Genomic DNA, 14406 nt, shown 5'->3' with positions numbered 1-14406 from the left:
CTCGCCGGCTTCGGGCCCGCAGCGCCGTGCAGCCGCGCGCGCTCGAGGATCTGTAGACGCCGCAGAAGCGACACGTGCGCGTCCGAGGATGCCTCCGGTGCAGAGGCGTTTCCAGTGGAGGGACGGCCGAACAGCGACCTTCTCGGGGAGCTGCAATGGTGCCTCGATGGCTTCCTCGATTATCCGTTCTCGCCGGAGACGGATCACGCAGAGCGCGTCCTCACGGCGCTGCGCGCGTGGGGGCAGCGGGCGTTCCAGGCGCTGGCGCTCGAGATCAATGAGAAGCACGGCGACGAGCGCGGTGCGGGGGCACCTATCACTAGCTCGGGATCGTCGCGCAGGAGCGCCGGCTGCAAACCCACGTGCGCTTCGAGCGGGACCTGGAAGGTGCTGGTCGATAAGCCGAGCGTGATGCCACGCAGGCGCTCCGCGCGCACTCAGCCGCGCTCACGCCTGAGGCACTCCAGCTCGGCCAGAGCCTCGGCCAACCTCCGCTCGGCGTCGTCGGCGCGCTGCCGCTCCTCATCGAGCCGCTGCTCCGCCTCTTCACGCAACGCCATGAGGTCGTTCACCATCGCGCCGAGCCTGGCGAGCACCTCGCGCGGCTCCGGCAGACGGGCCAGCGCGTGGTAGAAGCACAGCCGGTCACCCTCCAGGCCCAGGTCCAGGTCGAGCACGGCGCTCGCGAGCAGGCCCCCCTTCCGGGCGATCGGCTCGTAGCGCGCGCTGCCCTGGGCGAGCCGGAAGCCGCGCAGCTGGCGGCGCCGGCGATCGAAGACGAAGTACTCGGGGATCCCGAGCGACGCGTAGCGGACGGCGAGGTTCTCGAGCTCCTCCTGGCTCCGCTCGTTCCAGAGGATCTCCAGCGCCAGGTCGACCCCCTTGCCCTCCGCGCTCACGGACCAGCAGGCGCGTTCCTTCACCTCGACGTCGCGCACCGCGATGAGATCCGGCGCGACCATGCGCCCTGCCGCGTAGTAGACCGGCAGCTCGCACGCGAGGTACACGCGCTTGCCGATGCTCTGGAAGTGTCCGCCCAGCGTGTCCCGGGCCGCCAGCTTCGCGTTGAAGTGGAAGTCGCCCTCGGGCGGGCTCGCCTCGGAGATCTCGAGCTCCGACGGGAGCGCATCGACGACGCGCTGCCGCTCCTCCGGGGTCATCCGGTCCCAGATCTCCTGCGGCGGGGCCCGCGGATCGTCGGGGTCGATCACCCAGGATACCGGCGCGCGCTCCATGGCCCGAGCATAGCGAGCCCGCGCACGCGCCACCACGGCACGCGCCCGGCCTGGTAGGCGCTCGGGCTCGGCCCGTCGGGGCGTTCGAGGGCCGCGCCGAGCCAGCGCCGCGCTCCCCCACTCGCGCGGCCTTGCGCCAGGAGGGGGTCCGGCACCTCCGCGCGTGCTCTGCATTGCGTCCCGGGAGGGGTCCGGCACCCCCGCCAGCGCTCTGCGTTGCGGTCCGAAGGGGTCCGGCACCCCCTTCTGGCACAAAGAGGAGGGGGTACGCGGGGTCGTTGGCACAGAAAATCCTCAAAAAACGCGTTTTCTGGCACAATCTTGCCCTGAAAATCGCTCCGCCGAGCGTTCTCGAGGGGTCCGGACCCCGGTGTGTCGCAATGCATTGCGTTTGTGCCGGTGCCGGACCCCCCTCCCCTGGCACAAAACAACGCCGTTCTGGCACAGAACCAGGGCGCGCTGCTCCGTCCGGAGGCCGCCCGCGGCGTCGGCAGCACCCCAACCTGGGTCGGTACCTCAACCTGGGTCGGCTCCCCAACCTGGGTCGGTACCCCAACCTGGGTCGGCTCCCCAACCTGGGTCGGCACCCCAACCTGGGTCGGTACCCCAACCCGGGTCGGTACCCCAACCTGGGTCGGTACCCCAACCCGGGTCGGTGCCCCCAGCCGCCGGCCGCGCGGGACGGCTCTCTCACCCGGCCGTCCGCTCCCCCATCCCTCCACCGGCCGCCCGCCGGCGGCCTCCCTCCCGCCCCTCGCGGCGGGGCGGCGCGCGCGACCGCGCCAGATCGCTGGCCACCCTCCGGGGGTTCGTCCTAGGGTGTGCACGTCATGACGGAAAAGACCGGCGGCCCTGGACGGGACGTGCTCACCCAGAAGGAGGCCGAGGAGCGCGCCGCGCGCATCGGCAACGCGCGCTACGAGCTCTCCCTCGACCTGTCGCGCGGCGACAGCGGCTACCGCGGCGAGGCGATCGCCTACTTCGACGTCCGCGGCAGCGGCGACACCTTCATCGACTTCCGCGGCCGGCGCATCGAGCGCCTCGAGATCAACGGCGTCCCGGTCGAGCCCGAGTGGTCCGACTGCCGCATCCGCCTCCCGGGGAAGCTGCTCGACCCGGAGACGCGCGTGCGCGTCGTCTACGAGAACGACTACGACCATACCGGCGACGGCTTCCACCACTTCCGCGACCCGGAGGACGGCGAGGACTACGTCTACTCGGACCTCGAGCCGTTCAGCGCCCACCGCCTGTTCCCCTGCTTCGACCAGCCGGACATCAAGGCGAGCTACCGCCTCTCCGTCACCGCGCCCGAGGACTGGGAGGTCATCGGCAACGCCCGCATCCGCCGCACCATCGGCGCCGGCCTGGGGCGCTCGACGCGCGTGTTCGAGGAGACGACCCGGTTCAGCACCTACATCTTCGCGCTGATCGCCGGCCCCTACAGCGGCGTCCGCGACGAGCACCGCGGCATCCCGCTCGGGCTCTACTGCCGCAGATCGCTCGAGAAGCACCTCGACCCGGACGAGCTCTTCACGATCACCAAGCAGGGCTTCGACTTCTACCCCGAGTTCTTCGACTACCCGTACCCCTTCACCAAGTACGACCAGGTCTTCGTCCCGGAGTTCAACGCCGGCGCCATGGAGAACGCCGGCGCCGTGACCCACAGCGAGCGGATGATCTTCCGCGACCCGCCGACCGACCACCAGCGCCTCACGCGCGCGGAGGTGTTCCTCCACGAGATGGCCCACATGTGGTTCGGCAACCTCGTGACCATGCGGTGGTGGAACGATCTCTGGCTCAACGAGAGCTTCGCCACGTACATGGCGTTCCTCGCCATGGAGCAGGCGACCCGGTTCCAGCCGGCCGTGTGGAAGGCGTTCAACGTCATGAAGAGCTGGGCCTACCGGCAAGACCAGCTCGTGACGACGCACCCCATCGCCGGGGAGCTCGCCGACACCGAGCACACGTTCCTGAACTTCGACGGCATCACCTACGGCAAGGGCGCGGCCGCGATGAAGCAGCTCGTCGCGGCGATCGGCCTGCCCGCCTTCCGCGACGGGATGCGCCGGTACTTCAAGCGCTACCAGTACGGCAACGCGACCCTGCGCGAGTTCCTGTCCGCGCTCGAGGAGGGCTCCGCCCGCGACCTCGGCGCCTGGTCGCGCGTCTGGCTGGAGCAGGCGTCGCTCAACACGCTGACCGCCGAGTGGGAGCCCGACGGCGACCGCATCGGCCGGCTCCGCGTGCTGCAGACGGCCCCCGAGGACTACCCGACCCTCCGGCCGCACCGCATCGACGTGGCGCTCGCGCGCGAGGAGGGCGGCGCGCTCGTGGTCGACGCGGTGCCCGCCGAGATCGAGGGCGCGGCCACCGAGGTCGCCGCGGCGCGGGGGCAGCGCGCGCCGCTCTTCGTGTTCCCGAACCACAACGACCTCACGTTCGCCAAGATCGCGCTCGACCCGGGCTCGCTCGCGTTCGTGCGCGAGCACATGGGTCGCGTCGAGGATCCGCTCCTGCGCCAGCTGCTCTGGTCGTCGCTCTGGAGCATGGTGCGCGACCAGAAGCTCGCCTCCCCCGCGTACCTCGCGCTGGTGAGGGACAAGCTGCCCGTCGAGCCCGACCTCTCGCTCGTCGAGCCCGTGCTCTCGAACGCGGTGACGGCCCTCGCGCGCTACGTGCCCGACCCGATGCGCGAGGTCGAGGCGAGCGCGTTCACCGCCCTCGCCCTCGCGGCGCTCCGGGCGGCCCCCCGCGGCGACGCGCAGATCGTGTGGGCGCGGGCGCTCCTCAACGCGGCCTACGCCGCGCCGGATCTCGCCCTGGCCGCGCGCCTCGTGGACGGCGAGATCGAGGTGGAGGGGCTCGAGATCGACCAGGAGATGCGCTGGACGGTCGCCGTGAAGTGGATCGCGCGCGGCATGGCCGGCGCGGACGCGCGGCTCGCGGCCGAGCGCGAGCGCGACCCGTCCGATCGCGGCCAGCGCGCGGCGCTGCGCGCCGAGACGGCGCGCCCGGATCCGGCGGCGAAGGCCGCGGCGTGGGAGCGCTTCCACGAGGGCGGGTACGGCTCGCTGCACCTGACGAGCGCGGCCATGTCGGGCTTCAACTGGTCGTTCCAGCGCGCGCTGCTCGAGCCGTACGCGCAGGGGTTCTTCGAGCGGGTGCAGCAGGTCTTCGAGACGCGGACGCACGAGCTCGCGTCCGCGTATTTCACCCACCTGTTCCCGTCGTACCGCGTCGATCGGGACCTCCTCGCCGCCGCCGAGGCGCGGCTCGCGGCGCTCCAGCGGGCCCCGGACGGCGCGGCGCCGCGGCTGCCGATGCTGGTCCGGATGCTGCGCGAGGCGATCGACGACCTCGCGCGGGCGATCGGCTGCCGGGAGCTCGCGGCGGCGAGCGCGCCCCAGAGCGCCCGCGCGGGGAGCGGCGGCGCCCCGCGCTGAGCGGGCGGCCGGGAGGGCGGCCTCGAGGCGGCGATGATCGTGCAGCTCGGCAAGGCGTCCGTCACGTGGACGCGCGCGGACCTCGAGGCGAAGCTCGCCGGCCACGCGCGCGTGCTCATCGACGTCGGCACGGGCGACGGGCGCTTCGTGTACCGCTCGGCCGGCGCCCACCCGGACACGTACTGCATCGGCGTGGACCCCGCGGGCGAGCGGATGCGCGAGGTGTCGTGGCGCGCCAGCCGCAAGCCCGCCCGCGGCGGCCGGCCGAACGCGCTCTTCGTGGTCGCGTCGGTGCAGGCGCTGCCCGAGGAGCTCGCCGGGCTCGCCCACACCCTGACCCTGAACTTCCCGTGGGCGTCGCTGCTCTCGGCCCTGGTGCTCCCGGAGGCGCCCGTGCTCGAGGCGCTGCGCCGGCTCGTCCGGCCGGGCGGGGAGCTCATCGCGCTGCTCAACCAGAGCGTCTTCGACGACCGGCCCTACGCGGCCCGGCTCGGCCTCCCCGAGCTCTCGGACGCGTGGATCGACGACGCGCTGCGCCCCGCCTACCGCGCCGCGGGGTTCGAGATCCGGGCGAGCGAGATCGTGGACGGGGAGGTCCCGCACCAGACGAGCTGGGGGCAGCACCTCACGCTCGCGTCGGGCCGGCGGACGCGGCTGCTCACGGCCGAGGCGATCGGCTGAGCGGGCGACGGCCGCGGCGGAGGCGGCGCGCTGTGCGTCGACCGGTCGACGGGGGCGGCCGGGCTACGCCGGCGGGGTGCCGGCGGGCTCGACGCGGACCGGGACGCCGTTCAGCGCGGCGGTGCCCGAGAGCGCGTCGATCGCGAGGTCGTCCGTCAGATCGTTGACGCTCTCGCCGGCGTGCCGCCGCGCCGTCTCGAGCCGGACGCCGTCGCGGCCGTGGCCCCAGCCGTGCGGGGCGCTGACGACGCCGGGCATCACCTCGTCGGTCAGCTCGACCTCGAGGTCGATGCTCCCGACCCGCGAGCGCACCCGGACCCGCTGCCCGGCCGCGATGCCGCGGCGGGCGGCGTCCTCCGGGTGCATGAGCAGCGTGCACCGGTTCCTGCCCTTCACCAGGCGACGGCTGTTGTGCAGCCACGAGTTGTTGCTCCGGAGCTGGCGCCTCCCGATGAGCTGGAGGTCGTACCCCGCCTCGCCCCGCTGCCCCGGCTCGCCCGCCTCCCCCGCCCCGCGCTCCTTCTGGCCGGGCCCCCCGCGCTCCTCGCGGCCGAGCGCCGCGCGCGCTCGCTCGAGATCGGCGACGAGGACCTCCGGCGCGAGCTCGATGCGCCCGGACCGCGTGAACAGCCGCTCGGGCAGGCACGGCACGAGCGGCCCGAGATCCACGCCGTGCGCCTCGCGCTCGAGCCTGCGCAGCGAGAGGCCGCCCGACAGCGGGCGCACGCCGGCGCCATAAGGCCCGAAGCGGAGCGCGGCGTCGAGCAGCCGCGTCGGCGGGAGCACCCGCGCCAGGAGGCGCGCCGCGCGGCCGGCGAGCGGCGCCGCGGGCCCGGGCGCCGCGAGGCGCGCGCCGAGCTCGACGAGGATCTGCCAGTCGTGGCGCGCGTCGTCCGCCGGGGCGAACAGCGCGGGGGCGTACTTGGCGGTGTTCCGGACCGCGAACGCGTGGAACGCGAGGTCGTAGTGATCGCGCTCCAGGGGGCCGGTCGGCGGCAGGATCACGTGGGCGTGCCGGGTCGTCTCGTTGATGTAGAAGTCGATGCTGGCCATGAAATCGAGGCCGGCCAGCGCTCGATCCAGCGTCCGGCCGTTCGGCGTCGACAGCACCGGGTTGCCCGCCATCGTGAGGAGCGCGCGGACCTGCCCCGGGCCCTCCGTGAGGATCTCCTCGGCGAGCGCGGCGGCGGGGTACTCCCCGGCGAACGCGGGCAGCTGCCGCACGCGGCTGCGGCTCCGGCCGAACTCGCCGCGCTGGCCGAGCAGGTCCTGCATCGCGACGACGTCGACGGCCGGTCGGGCGAACATCGCCCCGCCGGGGCGATCGAGGTTGCCGGTGACGAGGTTGAGCACCGCGATGAGCCACGTGGTGAGCGCGCCGAACTCCTGGAGGCAGGCGCCGATCCGGCCGTAGCAGACGGCCGGGCGCGCCGCGGCGAAGGCGCGCGCGAGCTCGCGGATCTGCGCCGCGGGGATGCCGACCTTCGGGGCGACGCGCTCGGGCGTGAAGTCGCGGACGAGCCGCTCGATGTCGGCGAGCCCGTTCATGAAATCGCCGAGCCGCCCCGGCGAGACGAGGCGCTCGGCGAAGAGGGTCGAGAGCAGCCCGAGCATCAGGAAGACGTCGGTCCCGGGGCGGATGAAGTGGTGGCGATCGGCGATCTCCGCGGTCTCGGTGCGCCGCGGGTCGACGACGACGATCGTGCCGCCGCGCGCGCGGATCGCCTTGAGCCGCCGCGGCATGCCGGGCGCCGACATGAGGCTGCCGTTCGAGACGACCGGGTTGGCCCCGACGATGAGCAGGAACGAGGTGCGGTCGATGTCGGGCACGGGGACGAGCATCTGGTGCCCGAAGAGCAGCGTGGAGACGAGGTGGTGCGGCAGCTGGTCGACCGAGTTCGAGGAGAAGCAGCTCCGCGTCCGCAACGCCTCCAGGAACGGGGTGATGTAGAGGAGCGACGCGTAGTTGTGCGTCCTTGGATTGCCCAGGTAGACCGCGACGGCGTCCCTGCCGTGGCGCCCCTGGACGTCGCGGAGCCGCCCGGCGACCTCGTCGAGGGCGTCGTCCCACGAGATGCGCTGGAAGCCGGAGGCGGTGCGCCGGACCGGAGCCCGGAGGCGATCCGCGTCCTCGTGGAGGTCCTGGAGCGCGAGCGCCTTCGGGCAGATGTACCCTCGGCTGAACGGGTCGCGCTCGTCGCCGCGGATCGAGGTGATCCGGTCGCCGTCGACCTCGATGTCGATCCCGCACATCGCCTCGCAGATGTTGCAGGTGCGGTGGTGCGTGCGCGCGGTCCCGTGGCTCGGCATGGGGCGCGAGGGTATCAGCGCCCGGCGCGGCCCGCGAGCGACGGAGCTCGAGCTGCGCGGGGCGGCGCGGCGCGCGGCGGGGCGAGGCTCGCGCCGGGGCGCGCTCGGGCGACGGCGATCGCTCGCGGCGTCAACCTCGGGTTGACGCTGTGTACATGACGCGCGTGACGGCGAAGGGCGCGGCGCTGGACGGAGGGGCGCCGCCGCGCGCGCTTGGCGAGAGGCGCGGCGCTGTCGTAGATCTGCGGCGCGCGCTGGCGAGGTTGCGTGTGGCCCGCGCGTTGCTCGCGTTGCTGAGGCGTGGAGACGACCATGACCGACCGCTATGCCATCATCGGTAACCCGATCGCCCAGGCCAAGTCGCCGGCGCTGCAGACCGCCTTCGCCAAGCAGTGCGGGCAGGACATGGAGTACGGCGCGATCCTCGGCGAGCTGGACGGCTTCGCCGCCGCCGTGCGCGAGTTCCAGAGGAGCGGCGGCAAGGGCATGAACATCACCATGCCCTTCAAGCTCGAGGCCTTCGCGCTGGCCGACGAGCTGACGCCGCGCGGCCGTGCGGCCGGGGCGATCAACATGTTCACCTTCCGGGCCGACGGCACCATCCTCGGCGACAACACCGACGGGGTCGGCATCCTGCGCGACATCACGTACAACCTCGGCCGCGAGCTCATGGGCGCGCGCGTGCTGCTCCTCGGCGCGGGCGGCGCGGTGCGCGGCGCCTTGCTGCCGCTCTTCGAGGAGCGGCCGGCCGAGATCTTCATCGCCAACCGCACCGCCAGCAAGGCGGCGGAGCTCGCCGCCGAGTTCGGCGCGCAGGCGGGCGCCGCCCGGCTCGCCGGCGGCGGCTTCGCCGATATCGTCGGGCGGTTCGACGTGGTCATCAACGGATCGGCCTCGTCGATGACCAACGAGGTGCCGCCCCTGCCCGACGGCGTGTGGGACAAGGACTCGCTGGCGTACGACATGGCGTACAAGAAGGAGCCGACCGCGTTCGTGCGGGCGGCGCGCGCGGCCGGCGTGAGGCAGACCGCCGACGGCCTCGGCATGGTGGTCGAGCAGGGCGCGGAGTGCTTCGCGCTGTGGCGCGGCGTGCGGCCCGACACCGCGCCGGTGATCGCCGCGCTGCGGGGGGCCTGAGCGGAGCTCGTCTTCCGGGGGGCGCTCCGCCGTGCGCAACCTCGCCGTGCGCAACCTGGGTCGGTCGCCCCAACCTGGGTCGGTCGCCCCAACCTGGGTCGGTCGCCCCAACCTGGGTCGGTTCCCCCAACCTGGGTCGGGTTGCCGGTGCCGCGCTGGCGCGTCCTGGCACAGAACGTTCACCACACAGCCGCGTAAGTGCCCGAAATCGCACGATTCGAACTCGGCACGCAGCATGCAACCTGGCACGCCCGGCCGCGTCCGACGTGGGCACGTGAGGCCCCGGCGGCCAAGGAGACCCCATGCGCATCCGTTTCCGCTTCGCTTTCATGGTGGGAAGCCTTCTGGCGCTGGCGGCGTGCTCGGGCGGCGCGAGCTCGAGCGACCCGAGCTCGGACGAAGGCGGCGACGGCGAGATCCCGGGCAGCGGCGCCGGCGCTGACGTCGGCGCTTCCGGCTCGGCCGCTGCGGGCGGTGTGTCGGATGGGGGCGACTTCTCCGGCGGCTCCAGCGGCACCGGCGCAGGCGTCGGCGCCGGCGGCGGCACTGGCGTCGGCCCCGGCCCCGGCGCCGGCACCGGCGGCGGCGGCGGCGCTGGCGGCGGCGGCGGCGCTGGCGGCACCGGCGGCGGCAGCGCCGAGCCTGGCACGCTCACCGCGGGCGTCTGGGACGACAACCGCAACTTCGACTTCTTCCTCTCGTACCGGAGCACGCTCTACGCGCAGCAGCTCCCGGGCTTCTTGCCCTTCACCGAGGCCGACCACCAGGCCGCCAACAGCCTCTTCGCGACGCCTCCCGGACCGAAGGAGACGCTCGACGTCTCGCTCATCATCGACACGACCGGCAGCATGGGCGACGAGATCACGTATCTCCAGACGGAGTTCATCGCCCTCTCGGAATCCATCTTCGCCAAGTACCCGAACGCCGCGCAGCGCTGGTCGCTCGTCGTTTATAGAGACACCGAGGACGACTACATCGTTCGGTGGTTCGACTTCCGCGACGATCCCGACGAGTTCCAGGCGAAGCTCGCCGCGCAGGCGGCCGGCGGCGGCGGCGACTTCCCGGAGGCGCCCGACATGGCGCTGTTCAAGGCGGCCGACCTCGCCTGGCGCACCGGCGACGACACCGCGCGCCTCGCCTTCTGGGTGGCGGACGCGCCCCACCACGACGCCAACGCGGGCGCCATGGCAGAGGGGATACGCGCCCTCAAGGACCTCGGCGTGCATGTCTATCCCGTCGCGTCGAGCGGCGTGGATGAGCTCACCGAGATCACCATGCGCTCAGCCGCGCAATTGACGGGCGGCCGATACCTCTTCCTGACGGACGACTCCGGGGTCGGCGGTGCCCACAAGGAGCCGACGATCCCCTGCTACTACGTGACCAAGCTCGATCGCGCGATCCTGCGCATGGTCGACATCGAGCTCTCCGGCGTCCACCGCGAGCCAGCGCCGTCCGAGATCCTCCGCACGGGCGGCGATCCCGAGGACGGCGCGTGCGCGCTCTCGTCCGGCAGCGAGGTGCTCGCGTACTGAGCCGGAGGCCGCGCGTCGCTCGCATGCATCATCGCGCGGCCGCCGCCGCCGCTCGCGGCGCGGCGCGGCGGCGCGCTACGGCGACGATGCGCCGTCGAGCGGCAGCTCCATGACCACCTCCGTCCCGTCCATGCGACCGTTGGGGCGGAAGCCCAGGCTGCGGTAGAACCCCTCGGGGCTGCCCGGGCCCGGGACGTAGGACAGCAGCAGCGACGAGAAGCGCCCCAGGCGCCGCACGTGCTCGATCACCTGCAGCATCGCCGCCCGGCCGACGCCGCGCCGCTGGAAGCGCTGGTCGACCATGAAGCGCCACACGCCGATCTCGGGCCTCTCCGGCGGCGGGGACGCCATCGACTGGTCTTCCAGCATGACGAAGCCGGCGGGCTCGTCGCCACAGTAGATGGCGCGGTACCAGGCCTCGGGCGCGAAATGCGCCTGGGCGAGCGAGACCGCGTTGGTCGCGACGAAGCCCTTCTGGCTCTCGGCCACGGAGAGCTCGAGGATGGCGCCGAGGTTATCGCGGGTGATCTCGCGCAGGGTAACGGGCGGCGTGGCGTCAGGCATGGCGTCTCCCGGAAGAAGCGAGGCGCCGGCTCGGCTCAGCGCTCGTCGCGCGGCAGGGTACCACGGGGCTCACGAGGGGCGGATCGGCTCCGCGAGCCAGCGAACCAGCGCCTCGGCCTCGAGATCGAGCAGGGCGTCCTCGACCTCGCCCGGACCGAGCGCGCGGGCTCGCTCGACGATCGAGCGCTCCTCCTCGGCCGTCGGTCGTCGCCCGATCCGCCGCGCGAAGAGGCGGCCGAGAAGCTCGGCGATCGCCTTCTCCTCGCCGCGCTCCTCCCCGCGCTCCACGCCTCGCTGCTCTCCTCGTCGCTCGGCCTCGAGGATCATCTCCCCGATGATCGGCGTGCGACGGAGCAGCCCCTCTTCCTCGTCCTCGACCATCATGATGAGCTCCTTCAGCAGATTATGCCGCCAGGGATCGATCGTCGCCATCACCAGGAGCGCCGTGTAGAGCTCGGCCCGCTCCTCCGCGGTCTTCGCGCCCGCGTGGATCTCCGCGACCACCTCCCGCAGCGCCGCCGCGGTCGCGTTGCGTGCAAGCGGGGCGAACACCAGCCAGAGCACGCTGCCGCGCGCTCGCAGCTCGGCGACCGTGCGCTGGTAGACGGCGTCGACCCGGAACCGCGCGCCGCTGAACGGCCGCCCCGGCCAGGCGATGCGGCGCTCCGCGGCCTTCGGCAAGCGCCGCCTGCGCCCCGAGAGGACCACGGCGACGCTCTCGATCGGCGGCACCGGCTCACCGGGGGCTTCGAGACGGAGCGCGGCGAAGAGGAAGCCGAGGTACTCGAAGATGCGATCCGGCACGTCGCCCCGGAGCGCGAAGCAGAACTCGACATGCAAGACTCGCGGCTCGCCGCCGACCCGAAGGCGAAGGGCCTTGTCGAGGCGGCGCTCGATGTTCGTGACCTGGCTGTCGAGCCAACCGAGGACCTCGATGGATCCCTCGGGGACCAGGGCGCGCACCAGGTCCTCGGGGCGCCGTCGGGCGAGGTGGCGCAAGGTGATGTCGGCGTCTCCCATGCGCGGCGCCCATGGCAGAGGGCATACCAGCCGCTCAGACGGCTGAAACCACGGGCTTCCGCGGTCTGGCGCGACGCCGGCCGGGTGGCGGCGCCATGGCGGGCGGCGGCCCCTGGAACGGCTCCGCGAGGAGCCTCGGCCGCTGCGATCCCGCCCGGGCTACCCCAACCTCGATCGGGTCGTTGCGCGGGGTGGGGGTCGCTGCGCTGCTACGCGGGCGCGTAGGCCGCGACCGGCTGCGCCTCGGGTGCGAGGCGCACCCGCGTCGAGGTCTGCTGTGCAGCCTCCCTCTCTTGCCTCATTGCAACGGTCTTGCGGTACTGCTCCGCCTCGGCGACGCGCGTGATCTCGATCTCTCCGTGCATTCTCCGAACGGTCTTGGCAATCTCATCAATGTCGACCTGGAAGAACTCCTTCTTCTCATTGATGAGGTTGATCCGTCGCTCGTGGAAAGCACGATGCAGGGCGGTTTCCAGCGCCGGAGCGTCCTCCGAATAGATCATCGCATGAACATCGAACTCGAACGGCACCGACGCATCGCCGAGCTCATGCACTCGATCGAAGGGATCCAGACGGCGCGTCATACCGATCTTGTAAACGTGCTCTCCGAACGAGCCGACATTGGAGATCACATAGACGTGCCCCGAGCGCGTCAGCTGCGCTCGAGAGATCGCCCGCTCCTTGTTGGCGTGCGCTTCTTCGAGCTTCTTCTGTAGCGCCTCGATCTGCGATTGAAGCTTCAGCTGCTTGGCGCCGGCGGCCCTCTCGACCTCCTCCTGCGCCCTTCGCAGCGCCTCCTCGTAGCGCTGCTCCTCTCGCTCCGCCTCCAGCCTCGCCTTCTCGAGCTCCCGCTGCGCGATCTCCTCCTCCCGCATCTGCTCACGGATACGCCGTTGCTCCTCTTTCTCGGCCTGGACCTTCTCCTGGTACTCGTACGCGAGATACAGCTCTTGAAGCTTGAGATCGAGGTATGCCTTCGTAATCTCGCAGGCCTGTACCCCGACAAGCCCGTTGATGACCTCCCACGACTTCTTGATGCGAGACTCCATCACGTTCACGTTCTTGTAGCTCACCTTCGCGATGGCGGCATCAGACTCGCCGTTGAAGGCACGCAGTATGAGCTTGAGGGTTTGACTGACCTGCTTCCGCCCTTCCGCGGCGCTTCCGTTGACCGTCCACACGGTACGGCAGATGGCGGCGGACTTGTCCTTGAGCATCTGCTTCTGGCGGTCGCGGATCTGCTCGAGCTTGCCCTGGTAGATCTCCGATGATGAGAAATCGTACCGCGGCCGGTAGAAGCCGAAGGACTGGAGGTTCGACTCCTCTTCCAGCGCGCGCTGCTCGGCACGGAGCTTCGCGATGCTTGCCTGGAGCGACGCTAGCTCAGCCGTCCCCTGCTGGAACTGGCCCCGGAGTCCCTGCAGCTTCTGCTCCCACTGGACGCTGGCCTGTGTGACCTCTCCCTGGAGACGTGCTCGATCTGCATCGAGCTGAGCGACGGTGCGCTGCTTCTCCTGCTCCGTTGCAGCGACGCGCCCGAGGCGCTCGCTCATGATGTGAAGGTCATTCTGCAACAGCGCTTGCTGAGACGCCAGGTGATCGACTGCGCTCCGCTTCTCCCTCTCGGCTGCGGCGAGGCTGGCATGGGCGTCGCTGAGGGCAGCGTGGGCCAGGCGCAGCTTCTCCAGCTCGGTACCCGTGGTGAGATGTTGCGTCTGCACGGCCCGAAGGGCGTGCCCCCACTCGGCTGTGCTACGGTCGATGTCGTTCTGCAAGCGTGACCGATCTGCCTCGAGCTGAGTAAGCACACGCTGTCGCTCGGCTTCGGCATCGACGATGCCGCGGAAGCGGTTGAGCATGGTCGCATGCGTCTGCTGGAGTGCAGCGAGCTCCGAGAAGACGCGGTCGTGCCGCTCCTGGAGACCCAAGAGGGCCTGCTCTCGCTCGGCCTTCATCCGCTCGGCAGCATCGCGGGCTCCTTGAAGCTTGTTCTTCTCGTTCCTCAGCTTCATGAGCCGTCCGACGAGCACGGCAACCACGATGAGCGCGAGACCGAGCAGGGCTCCCAGCAGTTCTTCCATGGCCGAGCACACTCCTGCGAGGGACAGATTTGCCAGGAACGATCGTAGGCCCCCCGCTAGCATCAACGTACAGGGCGTGTCAGCGCAATGAAAGCGTTTCCTCCTGAGCTGCGTTCTTCGTACCTCTGCGCACCTTCCGGATCAGCTGCGCGCTCGGCGGGGTCGCGCCGGCCGCCAGGACCAGCGTCGTTCAGGTCGCGCGGGCGTCGCCGGTGGTCGGTCCCCCTAGCGGCTGTGGGGTTCCGGGCACCCGTTCAACGCCTCGCCCGCCGCCGCGCTCGACAACGCGCCACGCGCCGAGCACCTCGACGCCGGAGAGCGCTCCGTCCGGAGCCCGCACCCGCTCCCGGCGCTCCGCCCCCCAGGGTCCCAAACCCGGCAACTCCTGGAATACCCCCACCGA

9 protein-coding genes are annotated in these 14406 nt (G+C 71.7%); 4 read left to right on the top strand and 5 right to left on the bottom strand.

Annotation, left to right across the window (positions count from 1 at the left end; translation table 11 throughout):
• Positions 1 to 437 precede the first annotated feature (437 nt).
• Entirely contained in the window at positions 438 to 1235 is a 798-nt protein-coding gene (locus WMF26_RS13735) for a Uma2 family endonuclease (RefSeq protein WP_438000704.1), read from the bottom strand.
• 830 nt (positions 1236 to 2065) lie between these two features.
• Between WMF26_RS13735 and pepN the strand changes: the two genes are divergently transcribed.
• Positions 2066 to 4678 (top strand): aminopeptidase N, encoded by a 2613-nt coding sequence (pepN, locus tag WMF26_RS13730; protein ID WP_438000703.1) that lies wholly within the window; start codon positions 2066 to 2068, stop codon positions 4676 to 4678.
• 33 nt (positions 4679 to 4711) lie between these two features.
• On the top strand, positions 4712 to 5359 hold the full coding sequence (locus WMF26_RS13725; protein ID WP_061627518.1) for a class I SAM-dependent methyltransferase: 648 nt from the start codon (positions 4712 to 4714) through the stop codon (positions 5357 to 5359).
• A 63-nt stretch (positions 5360 to 5422) separates the two neighbouring features.
• On the opposite strand, the gene WMF26_RS13720 is transcribed toward WMF26_RS13725, so the two are convergent.
• A complete protein-coding gene (locus WMF26_RS13720) occupies positions 5423 to 7669 on the bottom strand; it encodes a molybdopterin oxidoreductase family protein (RefSeq protein ID WP_438000702.1) in 2247 nt (748 codons plus the stop codon).
• Positions 7670 to 7981: 312 nt separating this feature from the next.
• On the opposite strand from WMF26_RS13720, the gene aroE reads away from it, so the two are divergent.
• Both aroE and WMF26_RS13710 read left to right on the top strand, forming a co-directional pair.
• On the top strand, positions 7982 to 8806 hold the full coding sequence (gene aroE / locus WMF26_RS13715) for a shikimate dehydrogenase (protein ID WP_438000701.1): 825 nt from the start codon (positions 7982 to 7984) through the stop codon (positions 8804 to 8806).
• Between the two features lie 302 nt (positions 8807 to 9108).
• Positions 9109 to 10338 carry a vWA domain-containing protein gene (locus tag WMF26_RS13710; protein ID WP_438000700.1) on the top strand — a complete coding sequence of 410 codons (1230 nt, stop codon included), beginning with the start codon at positions 9109 to 9111 and terminating at the stop codon, positions 10336 to 10338.
• Between the two features lie 75 nt (positions 10339 to 10413).
• On the opposite strand, the gene WMF26_RS13705 is transcribed toward WMF26_RS13710, so the two are convergent.
• From WMF26_RS13705 to WMF26_RS13695, 3 genes are all read right to left on the bottom strand, one after another.
• The gene (locus WMF26_RS13705) at positions 10414 to 10902 is read right to left on the bottom strand and encodes an N-acetyltransferase family protein (protein ID WP_438000699.1); all 489 of its coding nucleotides are present in this window, start codon (positions 10900 to 10902) and stop codon (positions 10414 to 10416) included.
• A 69-nt stretch (positions 10903 to 10971) separates the two neighbouring features.
• The gene (locus WMF26_RS13700; protein ID WP_438000698.1) at positions 10972 to 11922 is read right to left on the bottom strand and encodes a hypothetical protein; all 951 of its coding nucleotides are present in this window, start codon (positions 11920 to 11922) and stop codon (positions 10972 to 10974) included.
• Between the two features lie 209 nt (positions 11923 to 12131).
• On the bottom strand, positions 12132 to 14003 hold the full coding sequence (locus tag WMF26_RS13695) for a DUF4041 domain-containing protein (protein WP_438000697.1): 1872 nt from the start codon (positions 14001 to 14003) through the stop codon (positions 12132 to 12134).
• Between the last annotated feature and the right edge of the window lie 403 nt (positions 14004 to 14406).

The sequence above is a fragment of the Sorangium sp. So ce185 genome, assembly GCF_051526825.1.
Lineage (GTDB): Bacteria > Myxococcota_A > Polyangia > Polyangiales > Polyangiaceae > Sorangium > Sorangium cellulosum_D.
The sequence above is the reverse complement of the archived record's forward strand: the minus strand, read 5'-3'. Positions and strand labels throughout refer to the sequence as shown.

Coding starts and splice junctions, on each gene's coding strand:
- WMF26_RS13735 (WP_438000704.1), bottom strand. CDS start 1,235: ATGGAGCGCGCGCCGGTATCCTGGGTGATCGACCCCGACGATCCGCGG.
- pepN (WP_438000703.1), top strand. CDS start 2,066: ATGACGGAAAAGACCGGCGGCCCTGGACGGGACGTGCTCACCCAGAAG.
- WMF26_RS13725 (WP_061627518.1), top strand. CDS start 4,712: ATGATCGTGCAGCTCGGCAAGGCGTCCGTCACGTGGACGCGCGCGGAC.
- WMF26_RS13720 (WP_438000702.1), bottom strand. CDS start 7,669: ATGCCGAGCCACGGGACCGCGCGCACGCACCACCGCACCTGCAACATC.
- aroE (WP_438000701.1), top strand. CDS start 7,982: ATGACCGACCGCTATGCCATCATCGGTAACCCGATCGCCCAGGCCAAG.
- WMF26_RS13710 (WP_438000700.1), top strand. CDS start 9,109: ATGCGCATCCGTTTCCGCTTCGCTTTCATGGTGGGAAGCCTTCTGGCG.
- WMF26_RS13705 (WP_438000699.1), bottom strand. CDS start 10,902: ATGCCTGACGCCACGCCGCCCGTTACCCTGCGCGAGATCACCCGCGAT.
- WMF26_RS13700 (WP_438000698.1), bottom strand. CDS start 11,922: ATGGGAGACGCCGACATCACCTTGCGCCACCTCGCCCGACGGCGCCCC.
- WMF26_RS13695 (WP_438000697.1), bottom strand. CDS start 14,003: ATGGAAGAACTGCTGGGAGCCCTGCTCGGTCTCGCGCTCATCGTGGTT.